7 protein-coding genes are annotated in these 18,386 nt (G+C 67.2%); 4 read left to right on the top strand and 3 right to left on the bottom strand.

The annotated features are described in order from the left end of the window. Nucleotides 1–2 precede the first annotated feature (2 nt). The 4 genes from gspF (at nt 3) to ACZK2G_RS12575 (ending at nt 16,538) form a co-directional block, all read left to right on the top strand. On the top strand, nt 3–1,202 hold the full coding sequence (gspF, locus tag ACZK2G_RS12590) for a type II secretion system inner membrane protein GspF (RefSeq protein WP_107379712.1): 1,200 nt from the start codon (nt 3–5) through the stop codon (nt 1,200–1,202). 254 nt (nt 1,203–1,456) lie between these two features. Next, the gene (locus ACZK2G_RS12585; protein WP_049403384.1) at nt 1,457–2,650 is read left to right on the top strand and encodes a substrate-binding domain-containing protein; all 1,194 of its coding nucleotides are present in this window, start codon (nt 1,457–1,459) and stop codon (nt 2,648–2,650) included. Nucleotides 2,651–2,748: 98 nt separating this feature from the next. After that, entirely contained in the window at nt 2,749–3,936 is a 1,188-nt protein-coding gene (locus ACZK2G_RS12580; RefSeq protein WP_478475586.1) for a substrate-binding domain-containing protein, read from the top strand. 206 nt (nt 3,937–4,142) lie between these two features. Beyond that, nucleotides 4,143–16,538, top strand: coding sequence for a filamentous hemagglutinin family protein (locus ACZK2G_RS12575; RefSeq protein WP_478473491.1), 12,396 nt, complete (start codon nt 4,143–4,145; stop codon nt 16,536–16,538). A gap of 393 nt (nt 16,539–16,931) precedes the next feature. On the opposite strand, the gene ACZK2G_RS12570 is transcribed toward ACZK2G_RS12575, so the two are convergent. From ACZK2G_RS12570 to gspH, 3 genes are read right to left on the bottom strand one after another with little or no spacing between them, the layout of a single operon-like run. Then, nucleotides 16,932–17,546 carry a prepilin-type N-terminal cleavage/methylation domain-containing protein gene (locus ACZK2G_RS12570; protein WP_426353388.1) on the bottom strand — a complete coding sequence of 205 codons (615 nt, stop codon included), beginning with the start codon at nt 17,544–17,546 and terminating at the stop codon, nt 16,932–16,934. Then, entirely contained in the window at nt 17,543–17,893 is a 351-nt protein-coding gene (gene gspI / locus ACZK2G_RS12565; protein WP_248298391.1) for a type II secretion system minor pseudopilin GspI, read from the bottom strand. Before gspI ends, ACZK2G_RS12570 begins: the two co-directional genes overlap by 4 nt. A gap of 8 nt (nt 17,894–17,901) precedes the next feature. After that, nucleotides 17,902–18,348: a type II secretion system minor pseudopilin GspH gene (gene gspH / locus ACZK2G_RS12560; protein ID WP_136638057.1), complete on the bottom strand. Its 447-nt coding sequence runs from the start codon at nt 18,346–18,348 to the stop codon at nt 17,902–17,904. Between the last annotated feature and the right edge of the window lie 38 nt (nt 18,349–18,386).

The following is an 18,386-nucleotide window of genomic DNA, read 5'->3' as shown; positions in this document are numbered from 1 at the left end:
GCATGGCACTGTTCGACTACCAGGCTGCCAACGCGCAGGGCCGCATCGAGAAGGGGCAGTTGGATGCCGACAGCCCGCGCGGTGCGCGCCAGCTGTTGCGCGGGCGCGGGCTGACCCCTGTGCAGGTAAGCGCCGCGCGCAGTGCCGGCAGTGGCTGGGGCGCTCGCCGGCTGTCTGCCAGCGAGCTGGCCTGGGCTACGCGCCAGCTGGCCAGCCTGCTGGCAGCCAGCCTGCCGTTGGAAGGCGCATTGAGTGCGGTGATCGAGCAGGCCGAACGCCCCCATGTTGCGCAGGCGCTCACCGCGGTACGCGCCGACGTGCGCGCCGGCCAGCGCCTGACCGTGGCGCTGGCAGCGCGGCCACGCGATTTTCCGCCGATCTATCGGGCGCTGGTAGGAGCAGGCGAAGACTCCGGCGATCTGGCACGGGTGATGGAGCGCCTGGCCGACTACATCGAAGAACGCAATGCGCTGCAGGCCAAGGTACTGACCGCCTTCATCTATCCAGCGGCGATCAGCCTGGTATCGGTGGCGATCGTGATCTTCCTGCTCAGCTACGTGGTGCCGCAGGTCGTGACTGCGTTCGTACAGGCGCGGCAGACGCTGCCGATGCTCACGCAAGTGATGCTGGCCGCCAGCGCGTTCGTACGCAGCTGGGGCGTGTGGGCGGGGCTGGGCATCGCTGCGCTGGTGGTGGCCTGGCGGTTGGCCCTGCGCAAGCCCGAGCTGCGCCTGCGATGGGACGCGATGCTGCTGCGGGTGCCGATGGTCGGGCGCTTCGTGCTGGGCGTGAACAGTGCGCGCTTCGCCTCGACATTGGCGATCCTGCTGGATGCTGGCGTGCCGCTGCTGCGTGCGCTTGAAGCTGCCCGGCAGACCCTGGGTAATGCGTTGCTGGCGCGTTGTGCAGATGATGTGTCCGCGCGAGTGCGCGAAGGTGCCGCGCTTGGCTCTGCGCTGAAGGTGCAGAAGGTGTATCCGCCGATCCTGGTGCACCTGGTGGCCAGTGGCGAGAAGACCGGTTCGCTGGCGCCTCTGCTGGATCGCGCCGCGCAGACGATCTCGCGCGAGATCGAGCGTCGCGCGATGGCACTGACTGCGTTGCTGGAGCCGACGATGATCCTGGTGATGGGCGGCGTGGTGTTGACGATCGTGCTGGCGGTGCTGATGCCGATCATGGAAATGAACCAATTGGTGCAGTGATGCGCGACGCCCATCACGGGTAGCACCGGGCCATGCCCGGCGGGCGCGCAGCGCGGGACGCTTTCGATTCTCCACACAATCCTCCACACCTTTTTTCGATCTTCCACAGGTTTCTTAAGCGGCCTGTCATCGGCGCAGACCAGCATGGACACGTCGCCGCAGAGTGGGCTGGGAGGCCCTCGGCGGCAGCAGGCGTGTAGTGACCGTTCCTCCCTTGGTGTTTCCCTTCGCAGTAAACCCTTCAGGAGAAGATCATGAACAAGTACAAGACCCTGGCCGCGCTGGTTGCTACCGCGCTGCTGGCCACCGCCGGTGCCGCTTCGGCGCAGACCGCCGTCACCGGTGGCGGTGCCTCGCTGCCGGCCGACCTCTACAAGGGTTCGGCTGACAGCATCCTGCCGGCCAACTTCAGCTACGCCGTGACCGGCTCGGGTACCGGCAAGAAGGCCTTCCTGGAAAACAACTCGGCGCTGTTCTCCACCACCGGCACCGTGCACTTCGCCGGTAGCGATTCGGTGCTGAGCAGCACCGAACTGAACACCTACAACAGCACTTACAACGTGTCCGGCGATGCCAACCGCTACGGCGCCCTGGTGCAGATTCCGTCGGTGGCCACCTCGGTCACGATTCCGTTCAACAAGGCCGGTTCGGCCGTTGACCTGTCGGTGACCCAGATCTGCGGCATCTTCTCCGGCAAGATCACCAGCTGGAGCCAGCTGGCGGGCCTGGGCCGTACCGGTGACATCCAGGTCGTCTACCGTGGCGAAAGCAGCGGCACCAGCGAACTGCTGACCCGCTTCCTGACCAGCGCCTGCCAGCCGGCTGACGTGTCGGGCAGCAACCTGAAGTTGACCAACGGCGTGCCGGCGTTCTCGGTGCAGTCGACCTTCGCCAACCTGTTCACCACCGTGCCGTCGAACTTCATCGCCGCACCGGCCACCGGTGGCACCGCGCTGTACAACGCCGTCTATGCCGTTGACGGCCGCGTTGGCTATGTCGGCCCGGACGTCATCCCGAGCCTGACCGACGCCACCAAGGTCGCCAAGGTCAAGGGCTTCTCGCCGGATGAAGTGAGCGTGCAGGCCACGCTGGAAACCGCTGCGCCGCCGACCGGTGCCGCTGCCGAGAACCCGGCGAACTGGGTGCCGGTGTTCGGCAACCCGAGCGCGGGCTATCCGATCGCTGGCTACACCAACTTCGTGTTCGGCCAGTGCTACAAGAACGCCACCGTCGGCGCCAACGTGCGCGGCTTCCTGACCCGCCATTACGGCAGCACCGTGGTCAACGGTGTCGAGCAGGGCCCGAACGACGTCGCCATCCGCGCGCACAAATTCATCCCGCTGACCAAGGCCTGGCGCGATGCGGTCCGTGCTCGCTTCGCCACCGCCACCAACGCCGGTGCGGTGAACAATCCGAGCACCTGCTCGGGCATCGGCCGTCCGCTGTAACTGCGACATAGAAGTGTTCTCCGCGTGCGCCGGCCGTCAGGCCGGCGCACTGCGGTATGAACGACCGTATCCAGACAAGGCATGGAGTTGCCAATCTCATGAACTTGCTATTGAAGGCTTTCTGGCTCGCCAGTTGCGTGTTGGTCGGAACGCTAGAAGCAGATGCCCAAATTCTTGTCCAGGGCGGTGGCGCGACAATGCCCGCAGCTCTGTACCAAGGCAGTCCGGACAGCATTCTTCCGACCTCGTTCAGCTACGTCCCTACCAGCTCGGGCGTCGGCAAGCGGGCATTCCTGAGCAATGAGCCATCACTGTTTTCGACGACGGGGACTGTCCACTTTGCTGGCAGCGATGCGGTACTGAGCAGCACCGAGTTGTACAGCTACAACAGCACCTTCAACCGGGCTGGTGATCCCACCCGTTATGGGGCATTGATCCAGATTCCGGTTGCGCTGGCTCCGGTGATTATTCCCTTCAACAAGCCTGGTTCAGCAATTGACCTGTCGGTCACCCGGATCTGCGGGATATTCTCCGGCAAGATCACCAACTGGTCGACCATCGACAGCGCCCGCACCGGCACCATTCGGGTTGTCTACCGTGGCGAGAGCAGCGGCGCCACTGAATTGCTGGCCCGTTTCCTGACCAGCGCCTGCCAGCCGGCCGATGTCTCAGGCACCACGCTGAAGCTGACCAACGGCGTGCCGGCGTTTTCGGTGCAGTCGACCTTCGCCAATCTGTTCACTAGTGTTCCCGAGAACTTTGTTGCAGCTCCGGCGTCCGGTGACGCGGCGGTGTACGCCGCCATTTTTACGACCGTCGGAACAATGGGATACACAGGTCCAGACCTGTCTCTTGATCTCTCGGATGCTACTCGAGTTGCACAGGTCAAGGGCTTCTCTCCAAAGGACGTGAGTACTCAAGCGGCACTGGACAACGTGCCACCGCCGGCCGGTGCCGCTGCCGAGAACCCAGCGAACTGGGTGCCGTGGTTCGGCAACCCGAGCTCAGGATATCCAATCGTGGGTACCACCAATCTCCTGTTTGGGCAGTGCTACAAGGATGTACTGTTGGCCGCAAGAGTCCGCGGAGCGCTTTCGCGACTCTACGGCAGTGTCGTGGTCAACGGCGTCGAGCAGGGCCCGAACGATGCCGCCATCGGCGCGCACAATTTCATTCCGCTTAACAAGGCCTGGCGTGATGCGATCCGTATGCGTTTCGTGGCCGCGAGCAACCCCGCTGCTTTGAACAATCCCGGCACCTGCTCGGGCATCGGCCGTCCGCTGTAACTGCAATTGCTTTGGTAGTTGCAGGAAGTGCACAAGGGCGCCGGCAGCAATGCCGGCGCCTTCTGCGTATGTCCGCTGCATGACCGTGATGCGCCTGTCGTCTTCACGCCGCCGCCACCGTCTATGAGGTGCAGGGCGTGCCTCGCGCAGGCCCATCCGTACACACGCCGCCGCCGACGCGGCCCATCAGGTTGACGAGGTCCCCGATGTCGCACCCGCATTCGCCCACCGCCCGTTTCCCTGCTGCCCTGTGGCGCAGCCACCCGATGGCCTGGGCCGTCGCCGTGGCCCTGGGCAGCGTGGTGGCTCCGGCCACTCAGGCCCAACAGGCGTTCAGCCCCGGCTGGTTCGCCGAGCGCGGTGCGGCGCAGGGCGCGGCGGCACAGAGCGGGCGCATGCCCAATGGCGTGCCGATCCAGTTCCAGCTACCCGCGCAGCAGCAGGATGCGGCACGGCAGAAGCTGCAGCAGTCGATCGACAACCTTGGTACGGCCGCGCAGGCCATCGCCCTGCAGCAGCGCCTGCAGGAACAGGCACGGCAGGCGCGCCGCGAGGCGGGCTTCGTGATCGCCGATGGGCTGGGCAAGGATGGCCTGAAGGTCGACGAGAATCCGCTGACCCGCGGCTGGATCAACGCCCGCGAGGCGATCCAGTCGCAGGCCGCCGACGGGCGGGTGCTGGTCAACATCGAGCAGACCGCCGACCGGGCGATCCTGAACTGGGAAACCTTCAACATTGGTGGCAACACCACACTGAATTTCCTGCAGAACCCCGACTGGGCCGTGTTGAACCGGGTCAATGATCCCGCCGCAAGGCCCAGCCAGATCCTTGGCCAGCTGAAGGCCAATGGCACGGTGTTCGTGGCCAACCGCAACGGTGTGGTGTTCGGCAACAACAGCCAGGTCAATGTCCGCAACCTGGTGGCGGCGGCCGCGCGCATCAGCGACGCGCAGTTCCGTGAGCAGGGTCTGTACAGTGCCGAGGCGAACACCTCGGCGCTGACCGACGCCGTAGGCAAAGTCATGGTCGAACGCGGTGCACGCATCACCACGCACGAACCGACCACGGCAACGCGGGGCGGTGGCTATGTGCTGCTGGCTGGGCACAGCGTGGAGAACGCGGGCCAGATCGAGACGCGCAAAGGTCAGACCCAGCTTGCCGCCGGCGACAGTTTCGTGATCCGCCGTGGCGTGGGCACGGCGCAGAACACTGCATCGACCACCCGTGGCAACGAGATCGCATCGCGCTTCGTCGCTGACAGCACGGCCGGCAGCGTTCGCAACAGCGGTCTGATCCAGGCACGCGAGGGCGACATCACCCTGGCCGGCCGCACGGTCGAACAGGCCGGCGTTGCGGTTGCGACCACCACGCTGAATCAGCGCGGCACCGTACACCTGCTGAATTCGGCGTCCGATGCGGCGGGCAGTGTGACCCTGGCCTCCGGCTCGACCACTGCAGTACTGCTGGAAGACGATGGCAAGAGCACGGCGCTGGACAGCCAGCGCGATGCCCTCATCAGGGAATCGGCCGAGCAGGACAAGCTTCGCGGTGGCAGCAACAGTGGCACCTTCGACAATCTCTCGCGCCTGCAGGACCGCCGCGAGCAATCGCGCATCGAAGTCGTCTCCGGCGGCGATGTGAACTTCCAGGCCGGCGCGCTGGCGGTAGCCACCGGCGGCCAGGTAATCGCCGACGCCAGCCGACGCAGCTATCTGGATGATGGCGCGCGCGTGGACGTCTCCGGTGCGGTGGGCGTGCAGGTGGCGATGGAAAGCAACAACGTCAAGGTGAAGGTGCAGGGTAACGAGCTGCGCGATTCACCGGACAACCGTGACAGCGGCAAGCTGATCAGTAGCGAGGTGTGGATCGACCGCCGCCAGTTGATCGAAGTCGCCGCCGGTACCGGCGGCTATGAAGGTACGCGCTGGTATGCCGGCGGCGGCCTGCTGGAAGTCGGGGGCTACCTGGACAATCAGGGGCATTCGATCAGCGAATGGGCAGCGCAGGGTGGAACCGTCCAGCTGGCAGGCAAGGAAGTCGTCAGCCACGTCGGTTCGCGCATCAATCTGGCCGGTGGCAGCCTGGATGTGCAGTCTGGCGTGGTGCAGCAGAGCTGGCTGCGTGGCCGCGACGGGCAGTTGTACCGGCTTGATGATGCACCGGCCGAGATGCTGTACGACGGTCTGTACCAGGGCTATGAAGTGAAGCAGGAGCGTTGGGGGGTCACCGAATCGTTCCGCAATCCGCTGGTGGCACCCACCCAGCGTTTCGACAATGGCTATACCGTGGGACGCGATGCCGGCCGTCTGCTGATCTCGGCGCCCACGGCTGTCCTGCAGGGCCAGGTGGATACGGTGGCCTTTCAGGGACTGCAGCAGACGCGCCGCCCCGACCAGGGGCAGGACGGGTACGCGCAGGCACAGACGGCGGCGGCCCGCAACGCGCAGCTCTGGCTCGGGCGTTTCGACAACAACGGCCGAAGTGCAGTGTTCGATTCGCAGATCCGCATCGGAGCGCTCCAGGCCGACACCCGGTCATGGACGTTGCAGGCGCCGATCGGGGAAACACAGCGCAATACCGTGTGGTTGGACAGTGAGGTCCTGAGCGCTCAGCGTTGGGGGCAGGTGGACCTCGCTTCTGCGGGCCGTATCGACCTGGATGGCACGCTCAGGTTGCAGGAGGGCGGTCGGCTTGGGCTCACTGCAAGCCGCGTCGGCTTCGGCGGAACGGTGCAGATTGCCGGCGGGCAGGTGGAGGCCGGCAACCTGCTTCCGGCGCTCGGCGGGCCCTCGGCCCTGCTGAGGTCCGGACGCGGCGCGGTGGATGTTGCGGCGGGCGCGCGGATCGATCTTGGCGGTGGCTGGAGCAACGCGCTTGCAGCGCCGGAGGGCGGTCCGGCACAGGCGTGGATCGACGGCGGGCAGGTGCGCTTCAACAGCAGCCACGACATCGCTGTGGGCGAGGGAGCGACGATTCTGGTCGATGCCGGCGGCGCGATCGATGCCAGTGGCAAAGGGCGCGTAGGCAAGGGCGGCAGTGTCAGCCTGCTCGCGGCCAGCACCGAGGTTGCCACCGACGGCAGCGGGCGGATCCGTATCGGCGATGGCGCACGCTTCAGCGCGCTCGGCAATGGCAGCGGCAACTTCACGTTGGCAACAGGCGGTGCGGTGTCTATCGGCGCGCCTGGCACGGATGCATCGGCGGCGTCGTTGCGACTGCAGCCAGCACTGTTCAGGAGTGGCTTCGCCGGCTATGACATCGCCGGGCACAACGGTTTGACGGTTGAAGAAGGTACCCGGCTGCAGGTGGAACGACCGGCGCTGCGCCTGGCCGAGGGCGCACAGCAGGCACTGGCCCGCGAGCAGGGCGTGCAGACCTGGACGCCATCGTTGTATGAGGCGGATCCGGCCAGCGGGCGTGTATCGCAGCGCGGCGGCGCGAGCCTGGCACTGCGCGCAGGGCATCTGCTGTCCACGGCCGATCTGCGTGTTGGCAAGGGCGCAAGGATCGAGGTCGATGCCGGCCAGTCGATCGAACTGTTCAGCGCCGGCAACCTGGACGTGGCTGGCAGTCTGAAGGCGGCCGGCGGCCGCATCCGCCTGGACGAGGCATTCGACCCGACCGGTGTGCGTGGCGATCAACGCCGCGAACGTCGCTGGACGATTGCCGAGGGAGCCCTGCTGGACGTGAGCGGCGATAGCGTTTCCCTGCCCGACGCGCGCGGGACATTGCGCGGACAGGTGCGCAAGGGCGGAACGATCGAGATCGGGGGGGCGTTGGACTGGGAAGACCAGGACAACGTACGCCACTTGCCGCCCGATACCTTCGTGGTGGTGGAGCGCGGTGCGCGGCTGGACGCGTCCGGTGCTTCGGCGCTGCTGGACATTGATGGCAGCGGGCGCACCCGGGTGGACAGCGACGGCGGCAGCATCGTGCTGCGCGCCGGCAATGCGCTGTACCTGCAGGGCGACCTGGACGCAGCAGCGGGCGGCGACGGCGCGCGCGGTGGCACCCTCGGCGTTGCCTTTGGTGGCGGCACCTACAGCAGAACGGCAGAAGGCAAGGACGTGCTGGCGCCGCGGGTTATCGCGCTGACCCAGCACGCCGCGCAGGCGGCGGACCTGCCTGCACGCCTTGAGTACGGCCATGCGGCATTGTCGGTGGAGCAGGTCGAGGCCGGTGGTTTCGATCATCTGGCCCTGTTCGGCGACATCCGCGCCCTGGGAGATGTCAATCTGCGCATGGACCAGAGCCTGCGCATCCAGGGCTTGAATGAGCGTTACCTCGGCCTCGTCCCGGGCAACAGCGAGGGCGGCCGCCTGCAACTGGCCGCGCCATATGTCCGCCTTGCGCAGGGGCGCTGGTGGCAGCCGGCCGGGGAAGGCACGTTGCGCCCACTGGAGGCAGCGTTCGACAGCGGCCGGCAGCATCGCCTGGACGTGAGCGCCGATCTGATCGATCTGCGAGACGTCACCTGGCTGGCGGGATTTGACCAGGTCGCGCTGCGCAGCCGCGGTGACATCCGCGTGCTGGCCCCGGTCGCCAGCAGTTCACTCGTCTCCACGCTGGCAAGCCCGGGTTCGATCGATATCAGCGCCGCACGTATGTATCCGGCGGCCCGGGCCAAGGGACGCATCGTGGCGGGCGTCCCCGACATCGGTCCTTCAGGCCTGTCCTGGCAGAACCCCGACGCCGTACTGCGCATCCATGGCATTGCAGGCGGCGCGCAACCGGCACCGGACTCTGCGTTCGGAAGCCTGGAGCTGGTGGCGGCGACGGTGGTGCAGGGCGGCAATGTGCAGGCGCCGTGGGGCCATGTACAGCTGGGTGGCAGGGAATTCAACGCCGATGCGGCCAGCCGCGTCGACCTGCTTGCAGGCAGCGTGACGTCGGTGAGCGGTGCCGGCCTGCAGCTGCCGTTTGGCGGCACCGTGGATGGTGTGGGCTGGCGCCGTAACGGTGCCGACTTCGATGTGCTGGGCCCCGGCTCGACCAACATCCCGATCGGTATCGACATCGTCGCCAACGCTTTCAATGGCGTGGCGGGCAGCGTGCTGGACGTCTCCGGCGGAGGCGAGCTGTCCGGTGCCGCATTCGTGGCGGGGCGCGGCGGCTCGGTGGACATCCTGAGGCACGCGCTGGCGGATGCGAACCCGCGCTACCGCTTCAGCGGCAGTGACAATGCGGTCTACGCGATCATGCCGGGACGCTCGGGCACGCAGGCGCCGCAGGCGGTCGCTGACGGCAGCGCCGATCCGCGCATCGGCCAGCAGATTGTCATTCCTGCCGGGGTTCCCGGCCTCCCGGCCGGAACCTACACGCTGCTGCCGGCAAGCTACGCACTGCAGAAGGGCGCATTCCGCGTCGAAGTCGGCGCCGAAAGCGCCGTCGGCAGCCGCCAGGCAGTGGCGACCGGCACGGGTTCCTGGCGCGTCAGTGGACACCAGGCGCAGAGCCTGGGCGGTGGAGTCTCATCGCTGCTCACCGATCTGGTGCTGACGCCGGCGGATGTGGTGCGCCGCCATGCCAGCTACAACGAGACCTCCTACAGCACTTTCGTACAGGGCGTGGCTGAGCGGCGTGGTGAAGCGCTGCGCTGGCGGCCAACCGACGCCGGCAACCTCAACCTGGTGTTGGGCGATGGCGCCGGACGTTCGAGCGTGCCAGCCGCGATCTTCCAGGGCGTGTCACGCTTCAACGCCGGCAGCAATGACGGACGCGGGGGCACGCTTTCAGTCAATCTGCTCGCCTCCAATGAGGCAACGCTGGAGATTGCCACCCAGGGCGGTAGTGCCGGCAGCGGTAGCGGCGCCACCGTCTTCGACTCGGCGCTCAATGCGTTCCGCCCGGAGACGATGCTGATCGGCGGCGTGCTGCGGCGTGACGCGACGACCCATTCGCTGGAGGGCAGGGCGCAGCACATCGTGGTGCGCAACGGCGTCAACCTGACGGCGCAGGAAGTGCTGCTGTCGGCCGCGTTCGGAGGCAAGGGAATCCTGGTGGAGCAGGGCGCTTCGATCGATACCTTGACCGGGGCAAATACCTCGCGCGTGGCACAGCCCACGGCGCCCTATCTGGTGTCGGGCGGCCTGCTTGCCGTGTCCAACCAGCGCTTGACGGCGCTCAGTGCGCAGGGCGGCAGTGCCGGCGGTCCGGTGGCGATCGACATCGGCGGATGCGTGGTGGACTGCAATGGCCAGACCCGGTTGCTGTCGGCAGGCAGCATCAACGTGGTCACCGACGGCGCGCTGAGCATTGGCGACGCGGTGAGCTACGGCACGCGCCAGCTCGGCCTGGGCATGTCGGCGCTCAATCTCGGCAGCGCCGAAGCCATTGCGGTGGCAGCGGCAGCCGGCGGCCTGCCGGCGGGCATGACCATGAACCAGGAGGTCCTGCAGCGATTGCTGCGTGGAAACACCGCCACCGGCGCGCCGGCGCTGGAGGCGCTGAGCCTGACCGCGCGCGATGCCATCAATGTGTTCGGCAGCGTGGACCTGGATACGCGTGACAGTGCGACCGGCCGCAGCAGTCTACGCAGTCTGGTGCTGGGTGCCCCTGCCATTCATGGTTACGGCACTGCGACCGACCGCGCCCGCATCTTCGCCGATACGCTGATCTGGGACGGTACGCTGGCCGGCACCACGTTGCCCGGCGGTGAGCAGACCCAGCCGGCCGGCGAGGCGATGGTGGGTCGGCTTGGCCAAGGGCAGCTGGAAATCAATACGCGGGTGCTGGAACTGGGGCGTGCGCCCTTCACCCGGCCCAGTTCGTCGGTGGCCGCGGATCGCCAGGTGCTTGGCTTCGCCGGCGTTACCCTGGCAGCGTCGGATCGCATGTTGTTCTCCGGCAAGGGCAGCCTGGATGTCTTCCAGCGCCAGGGCGACTACGTGGCAGGCAGCGGCTGGCAGTTCAGCGGCGGCGCGCTGGATATCGTTACCCCGCTGCTGACCGGCAGCGCGGGCGCGCAGCTGGCAATCCGCAATGGCGGTACGGTGCAGGTGCGCGGTGCTGCGGCAACCGCGGGCAGCGATGCGTTGGGTGCGGAGTTGTCCATCACGGCCGAACGCGTTGTGATCGACAGCCGGGTGGCGCTGGCGTCCGGCCGGTTCGAAGCCAATGCCCGCCAGGGCGTGGCGCTTGGCAGCAATGCAATGCTGGACATGGCGGGGCGGAAGGTAAGCCTGTTCGACGTGGACAAGTACAGTTGGGGCGGCGATGTAGCGCTGTCGAGCCGTGACGGTGACATCGTTGCCGACGCGGCGTCGCGCATCGATCTTTCCGCCCGCAACAACCGCGGCGGCCGCTTGACGGTCGCTGCGCTGGGCCCGCAGGGCGGCCGTGTAGATCTGGCAGGTACGTTGCTTGGCGGAGCCAGCGGCCGCTACGGCGCCGGTGGCACTGAAGTGCCCTACGACGGCGGCGAGCTGGTAGTGCGTGCACGCCAGTTGCAGGACTTCTCCGGCCTGAACACCCGGCTTACCGCCGGTGGCATTACCGGTGGCCGGACGTTCCAGTTGAGCGAAGGCGACCTGGTGATCGGCGATGAAGTGAAGGCGCGCAACGTTGATATCAGCGTCGATGGTGGCAGCCTGCTCGTCAATGGCCGCATTGATGCCAGTGGCGAACAGGTCGGCAGCATCCGCCTGTCCGCCCGCGATGTGTTGCGTATCGACGGAGCATTGGACGCGCATGGCAGCGCCTTGCGCGTCGATAGTTACGGCAAGATCATCGACAGCCCGAACCGGGCGATGATCGAACTGACCTCGGCCAGTGGCAGCCTGCAGCTGGGCGCGATCTCATCGATGGACCTGCGCGCCGGCACCTCGGTGGCCACGGGTAGCAGCCCGGGCCAGAACGATGGCCGCGCACGCGGCAGCGTCAAGCTCAACGTGCCACGCGTGGGCAGCAACGACGCCGCGATCGACGTGGCCAGCGGCATCCGTATCGCCGGTGCCGCCGACGTCCAGGTCAACGCCTTCCGCAGCTATGATTCGGCGCCATTGGCCAGCGCTCCGGACGTGCATGGCCATCGTCCGCAGGTGATCAACCAACACTGGCTGGACACGGTTGTGGACCCGGACAACAGCCAGTGGATGAACGCCGCGCTGACCAATACGGTACTGCAGCAGCGTACTGCCGCACTGGGCAGCTATCGCCTGCGCCCCGGCGTGCAGATCGTGGCGCGGACCAGCAGTGACAACCCGCGTGGCGATCTGGTCGTGGCCGGCGATATCGATCTGTCCGGCTACCGCTACGGACCGCAGTCGAACCGGACCGATCCAGCGCGCCGTGGCTTTGGTGAATCGGCAGCGCTGGTGCTGCGCGCCGAAGGCGATATCAACGTCTACGGCAGCATCAACGATGGATTCGCGCCGCCGCCTGCCAATCCCGATGAGGACGGCTGGGTGCTGCTGGAAGGGCGCAGTGCCGGTACGCCCAACACGGCGTTCGGTGGCGACCTGATCGTGCCCGGCGAAGGTGTACAGCTGCAGCGCGGCACCGAATTCCGTGCTGGCGCGACGCTGAACTATGCACTGCCCTTCGAGGCCGTGACCCTGCCGGCCGGAACCGTGCTGCCCGCGGAAATGCGGTTGTCGGGACCGCTGCTGCTGCCGGCCGGCACCGTGCTGGGCGCAGCAGTGACGACGGCGGGTGGCGAGGTGGTAGCGGCTGGAACCGTGCTGGCCCAGGCATTGACGTTGCAGGCGGGTGCGCGCCTGGGCGCCGGCTTCCGGCTGCGCGCGCCGGCGCCGGTGGCCGCACAGGTGTGGCCGGCCGGCGTCGCGCTGCCGATGGCGATGAAGCTGTCAGGCGCGCTGGACCTGCATGCCGGCGCGATCATCCCGTCGATGACCAAGGTGGAGCTGGCCGGCGATGCGCCGGTGAAACTGCGGCCTGCCGACGCCAGCGGGCGCCAGGGACGCAACTGGGCGCTGGCGGCGATGCTGCCCGAAGGGACCACCTCGTGGGATCTGACTGCAGTGGCCGGTGCCGATACGACCGCTGCCGATCCGCGTACCCGCAGCTGGGGAAGTGACGGCAGCATCGTGCTGGCCGACAGCCACTACAGCACCATCGGGACGGTGACCACGACGACGGAATGGAAGGGTGATCGCGTGATCACCCTGGACGGCTCGCTGAATCTGTGGGGTGACGAATCGTGGGTCGGGAAGCCCGTGGCTGATCTGGCCCGGGAGCTGGGTTTGACCGAGAACGAAGTCTGTGAGTCCGGACCCAATTGCGGCCCCGCCCCGCGACTGGTGGACAAGGAAGGCTCGCTGGCATGGTGGGGCGATGAATCCTGGGTCGGCCGCCCGGCTACGGAACTGGGTGCCGAGATGGGCATGTCGGAGGAAGAGATCTGCGCGGCAATGGGCTACTGCTACGGCGGCGGTACGCTTACCGAAGTCACCACCTACGGCAAGCGCCTTGGCTCGCCGGCTTGGAGCGTGCTGCGTACCGGCAAGGGTGATCTGGCACTGCTGGCCGCGCAGGACGTGCGCATGAAGTCCGGCTTCGGCGTGTACACCGCAGGTGCGCCGACGCTACTGGGCGATGGCAGCGACCCCCAGTTCAATCCGGTGCGTACGGCTGCGCCCTGGCACACCTCGCTGCTGGGCAGGAACCAGGTCTCGGGCAACTATGATGCGGCGCTGGCCAGTTACCGTGCGTGGTATCCCGACCATGGCGGCGATGTCAGGGTTGAAGCTGGACGCGACATCATCGGCGACGCCTGGACCGCCCGGTCCGAATCCGGTACGGCGCAGCGCGACCAGGCCGGGCATTCAAGCGCAGCCGTGGGCGGCTGGTTGTGGCGGCAGGGTACGGGCACCACCGAAGGCGTCCAGGCAACACCCACGAGCTGGTGGATCAACTTCGGCACGTACAGCACCGTGGGCGCCGAAGCGGACGCAGCTCCCCGCATGGTCGGGTTCACCGGCTTCGGCACGTTGGGAGGCGGCAATCTTTCACTGGAAGCGGGCCGCCACGCGGGCGTGCTCGACCCGATGGGCAATGCCCTGGGTCTGTTGACCGCGCCTCATTCCAGCGCGATTGTTGCTGCGGTCGGGTCGACCGGGCGCGTCAGCAACGGTGAGCTGCATCTGACCGGTGGCGGCGACCTGACGCTGCGAAGCGGCGGAGCGCTCAACCCCGGCCTGCGCGCCAGCGCGCAGCAGCCCGAAGGGTTCCTGCAGGATCTGGATCTCAATGGCGCGGTGACCAACCTGCGCGGCAGCACCCTGCTGCAGGCGGCGCGCATCGGTGGCCTCAGCGCGATACAGAGCAGCTACGGAATGCTGGGCCTGAAGGATCCGTTCGTGGCCGACGCCCCGGTGGCGATGGCGGGGCCCCTGCTCATTCTGGGTGATTCCACTGCCCGGCTGCAGGCCCGTGGTGACATTGTTCTCGGTGGCGCCGCAGATGCAGGGCGTGTGCCGACGGCCAACTACAACGACGTGGTTCTGGGCGATGGCCAGCATGCAGCTGGCACGACGTGGTTCTCGCTCTGGACCCGAGGCACGGCACTGGACCTGTTCTCGGTAGGCGGAAATCTCGCACCCAGCCTGGCCGGAAGTCTGCATGCAACCGGTAGCAACATGTTCGCTGAAGGCGTCGCGCTGCGCGAGCAATCCGTTCCCGCCAGCATCAATTACTGGCTGTATCCGTCCAGGTTCAGTGCGGTGGCTGCGAGTGGTGACATCATCAGCGCCACGCTTCGAGGCCTCGGACCGGGGGCGACCACGGGTGATGTGATCCTGCTCGCGCCTTCGGCCAGCGGCCGGCTCGATGTTCTGGCCGGGGGCTCGATCCATGCCGCGACCAATGCCACCGGCATTGCACGTTCCGGTAGCGACGCCCGCCTGCCTGGCCCGCTTGATCCTGCATTCATGGCCCAGCAGGGCGTCAGCCGGACCCGGGTCAGCCACAATCTATCGAACGATGGGGTGCAGGGTCCAGACCCGGCGGCGATGCTGCCATTGTTCGCGTTCGGCCCCAGTACCCCGACTACCGGTGCGCTGACGTCCCGGCCCACATCACCGAGCCGCTTCTATGCCGTTGCCGGTGACATCATCGGCTTGGGCAGCGGCGGGCGCAGGCAATTGAGGCGGAACATCGGCGAGGAGAGCAGGACACTGTTCGACTGGTACGAAGCGGGCTCGGCCGTACAGCTGCGCGCCGGTCGCGACGTGATCAATGCGAACGTCACAGCGCTCAACACCAGCGGTACCGATATCAGCGGGATCGAGGCGGGCCGGGACATCATCCGCAGCAACCTGACGGTGGCCGGCCCCGGCAACGTTGAAGTGAGTGCGGGCCGGCAGCTGCGCCAGGAAGAGGCCGGAAGCATCGTGAGCCTGGGTGGCGTCGTCCAGGGCGATGCCCGTCCCGGTGCCAGCATCGCAGTGACTGCCGGCAATCAGGGCATTGACTTCGATGCACTGCGCACGCGCTACCTGGATCCGGCCAACCTGGCCGATCCGGCGCAGTCGCTGGCATCGCAGCCCGGCAAGGCGGTGAAGATCTATGACCAGGAGTTGAAGCAGTGGCTGCAGCAGCGCTTCGGCCTGACCGTCGACGGCGCCGAGGCGCTGGCTGCGTTCGACCGGTTGCCGAGCGAACAGCAACGGATCTTCCTGCGCCAGGTCTACTACGCCGAACTGCGCGAAGGTGGCCGCGAGTACAACGATCGGAATGGGCCACGCGTTGGTTCTTACCTGCGCGGCCGCGAGGCCATCGCCACGCTGATGCCGGACAAGGATGCAGCGGGTGCGACGATCCAACGCACTGGCGATATCCTGATGTATGGCGGCTCCGGCGTGCGTACCGAAGCCGGCGGCAACATCGAGCTGATGGCACCGGGCGGACAGATCGTGGTGGGTGTGCAGGGCGTGGTGCCGCCGGCCAGTGCCGGGCTGGTGACCCAAGGGCAGGGTGACATCCGGCTGTTCAGCCAGGACAGCGTGCTGCTCGGCCTGTCGCGGGTGATGACGACGTTCGGCGGTGACATCCTGGCCTGGTCGGAGCAGGGTGACATCAATGCCGGACGCGGTTCGCAGACTACGCTGCTGTATACGCCACCGCGTCGCGTCTATGACGGCTGGGGCAATGTGATCCTGTCGCCGCAGGCTCCCGCCAGTGGCGCAGGCATCGCCACCTTGAACCCCATCGCCGAAGTGCCGCCGGGCGACGTCGACCTGATCGCGCCGCTGGGCACCATCGATGCAGGCGAGGCCGGTATTCGCGTCTCGGGCAACATCAACCTTGCCGCGCTGCAGGTGCTCAACGCGGCCAACATCCAGGTGCAGGGTGAGAGCAAGGGCCTGCCGGTGTTGGCCACGGTGAACGTCAATGCGCTGGCGTCGGCCAGTGCGGCAGCGAACAGTGCCAGCCAGGCCGCGCAGGATGTGATGCGCAAGAGCCAGGACGACGCACGGCGTAACCAGCCGTCGGTGATCAGCGTGCAGATCCTCGGTTTCGGCAGTGGCACCAGCAGCATTGCGCCGCCGGCGCGCGGCACGACCGCCAACAGCGGCTACGACGCCAACAGCGCCTTCCAGTTCCCGCAGGCAAGCCACGACGATGGCACGCAGCGCCGATAGGCATTGCATGCCCCGGTAGGTGCCGACCTTGGTCGGCACGCATTGCCCGATGCACCGCATCGGGCTGCAGCATCGGGCCAGCCGCCAGGGAGCGGTGGCGGCCCCAGCCAGGACGGCACGGAGGGCAGGGAGCGGCCATCAGCGGTGAGGACCACCGACACAGCGCCGCCGGGTGCAGGAGAGCACCCGGCGGCAGGAGGGTAGTAGACCCACGCCATGCGTGGATGCCTGGGCCAGCATCAGTGCCGACCAACGGTCGGCACCCACCAGAGGAGGCTCGGGGGTAGATCCCCGCCATCACCAGAGCAGGCTCAGCAGTAGATCCCAGCCACCAGCGGAGCAGGCTCTGCAGTAGATCTACGCCATGCGTGGATGCGGTGCCACGAACGAATCCTACAACTCCAGCACCCGCCGGTAGCTCAATGGCCCACGCCCATCGCGCAGGCCCAGCCGCAGCTCCAGTCCGGTGGCTGGCAGCACCTCGCCCTTGCTCGGCAACACGGCCCATCCCGCGCCGGGCTGCCACGCCCGCAGCTCGAACCGCTGCACATCGCGCGCCACCGCGATGCCCTTCGACTGTTCCGGCGCAGGCAATGGATACCGGTCCGTGGCCGCGCCGCTGGCCCGCCACAGTGTGCTGCCCTGACGCCACCAGCGCACCCGCTGCCAGTGCAGCCCATCGCTGCCCACGCTGCGGGTGATCTCCAGCGCGAAGCTTCCATCCGGGTGCCGTTCACTCACCAGCGACGGAGGCAGCAATCGCTGCGGACGATCAGCCGGACGCACCGCGCCATTCATCAGCGCATCATCCGCACGCATCTCGATATCCCGCTGGAACTGCTGCAGCACGCGCAGTGCGGTGGTGGTCTCGGCATCTGCCTGTCGCAGGCGCTGGTCGCTGCTGGCCACGCTGTCGAGCGCACGCCAGCAGATCAGCGCCAGCACGCCCATGATGGTGATCGCGATCATCACCTCGATCAGGGTGAAACCGCCCACGGCGCGCTTCATGGCGCGGCCGTCCACGGCAGCTGCATCCGCGCCAGCGACTGCCGCGGTGCATCCTCGGCGACCACGCTCAGTTCCAGCTGCGGCTGGCCGTCGCTGCCCGTGCCCAGGTGCTGCAGCACCAGGAAGGTTCCGCGTCCCTGCACGCAGCGTTGCCGTGCATCCTGGGGTGCCTGCCCGGCCAAACGAAGCTCCTGCCAGCGGTCCTGCGCGCACATCAGTGCCAAGCGGCGATCACGCAGCCGTGACTGATCGTCGGTGGCCACCGCCACCGAGCGCATCACCGCCGCCAGCGCAATCGAAACGATCGCCAGTGCGATCAGCACCTCGATCAAGGTGAATCCGCGCATGTTCCGCTTCACTGCACGACCTGCAATTGTCCGCTGCCATCATCACGAAGACGCAGTGTGCGGCCCTCCAGCGACAGCCCCAGCTCCCAGGCGGTACCGATCCATTCCGGGCTTAGTTCGATGGCATTGGCGGGCTGCACCGCGATACCCGTTGCCTGCCACCGCTGCGGCCGCAACAGGTCGTCGCGCTGTACGGTCACCCATTGGCTGCCCTCGCGGCGGCTGAAGCGATAGCCGCTGGCGTCGGCCTGCCAGCGGATGCTGCGGCCGTCGATGCGGGCCTCGTCCCGTGCCGCCTGCAGGCGCTGCGCCAGCCGCTCGGCTTCCTGCCGCAGCTGCCGGCCGGGGTCGAGCAGGCTGCCCAGGCCCAGGCCGATCCCGGCCGTGCAGATGCCGATGATGACCAGCACCACCATCAGTTCGATCAGGGTGAAGCCATGCGGAATGCGTTGCATCGACATCGCCTCCTGTCCTTGCCGATGCCTGCCAGCGT

This window comes from Stenotrophomonas sp. 107298_Sma (assembly GCF_056480345.1).
Note: the sequence above shows the minus strand (reverse complement) of the source record. Positions and strands in the feature narration are given on the sequence as shown.

What these genes read in the sequence shown, in the direction of transcription:
- gspI (WP_248298391.1), bottom strand. Translation starts at nt 17,893, where the DNA reads ATGCGCGGATTCACCTTGATCGAGGTGCTGATCGCACTGGCGATCGTT.
- ACZK2G_RS12580 (WP_478475586.1), top strand. Translation starts at nt 2,749, where the DNA reads ATGAACTTGCTATTGAAGGCTTTCTGGCTCGCCAGTTGCGTGTTGGTC.
- gspH (WP_136638057.1), bottom strand. Translation starts at nt 18,348, where the DNA reads ATGCAACGCATTCCGCATGGCTTCACCCTGATCGAACTGATGGTGGTG.
- ACZK2G_RS12575 (WP_478473491.1), top strand. Translation starts at nt 4,143, where the DNA reads ATGTCGCACCCGCATTCGCCCACCGCCCGTTTCCCTGCTGCCCTGTGG.
- ACZK2G_RS12570 (WP_426353388.1), bottom strand. Translation starts at nt 17,546, where the DNA reads ATGAAGCGCGCCGTGGGCGGTTTCACCCTGATCGAGGTGATGATCGCG.
- ACZK2G_RS12585 (WP_049403384.1), top strand. Translation starts at nt 1,457, where the DNA reads ATGAACAAGTACAAGACCCTGGCCGCGCTGGTTGCTACCGCGCTGCTG.
- gspF (WP_107379712.1), top strand. Translation starts at nt 3, where the DNA reads ATGGCACTGTTCGACTACCAGGCTGCCAACGCGCAGGGCCGCATCGAG.